At 40.8% G+C, this 782-nt stretch carries 1 protein-coding gene; it reads right to left on the bottom strand.

What is annotated here, in order from left to right:
• Positions 1–115: 115 nt before the first annotated feature.
• On the bottom strand, positions 116–782 hold a 667-nt coding region (locus HGH47_RS12205), incomplete at its 5' end, for a transposase (RefSeq protein ID WP_432912739.1).

Here is a 782-nt window from a genome sequence, read left to right on the forward strand (position 1 = left end):
GGGGCTGTCCTAAAAGTTTTGTTTTATTACCGATTGTATAGCCCCTGCTTCACAGAACTAACCATATTTTTCGTTTTTTTTGATTATTTTAGGGGTAACCCTCGATTTATCCCCCTTATGCCGCCTTCTTTTCCTGTTCTTTGCGCATAAGGTTCTTAATATTATAACCAAGCAATAACAGAGCGATCTCTACTGTTACTTTTTCAGTGCTGCGTAAATAAAAGCGACGGAAGTGCTGGTTCCCTTTTATTTGTCCAAAGACCGTTTCGCATTCTACCGAGCGGCGTTTCATGATTTTCTTGTTCTCATCATCATCAAGTAGCTCATTGACTTGCTTCTTTTGGGCAAGCCACTTCTCGTTCCGCTGTACCGTTCGCCCTTCTTTCGCTTTGCTACACTTTTCCCGTAACGGACAACCTTCACAGTTGTGACACTGATAGATATCAATAGTATGGGTATACCCGTTTTTCGTTTCTTTCGTCACGGTTTTCACATACGGTACTCTGTTGCCGGCTGGACAGGTGTATGCTTTTTGCTCACTATCATAGTCCCAATTTTCACTATTAAAGAGCTTCTTTTTAAAACTCTTCTTCCGCTGTTGATGATAGCTTCCATACTTTACTAATGCAACACTTCCATTTCTCTCAAGATACTCATAGTTTTCTTCACTGCCATACCCTGCATCTGCTATCACCATTTCAAAGGTATGCTCTAACCGTTTTTGTACATTATCAATATGAACCGGTAAGGTTCTCATATCCGCAGCATCCGCAAATATATCA

This window comes from Treponema sp. OMZ 805 (assembly GCF_050937395.1).
Lineage (GTDB): Bacteria > Spirochaetota > Spirochaetia > Treponematales > Treponemataceae > Treponema.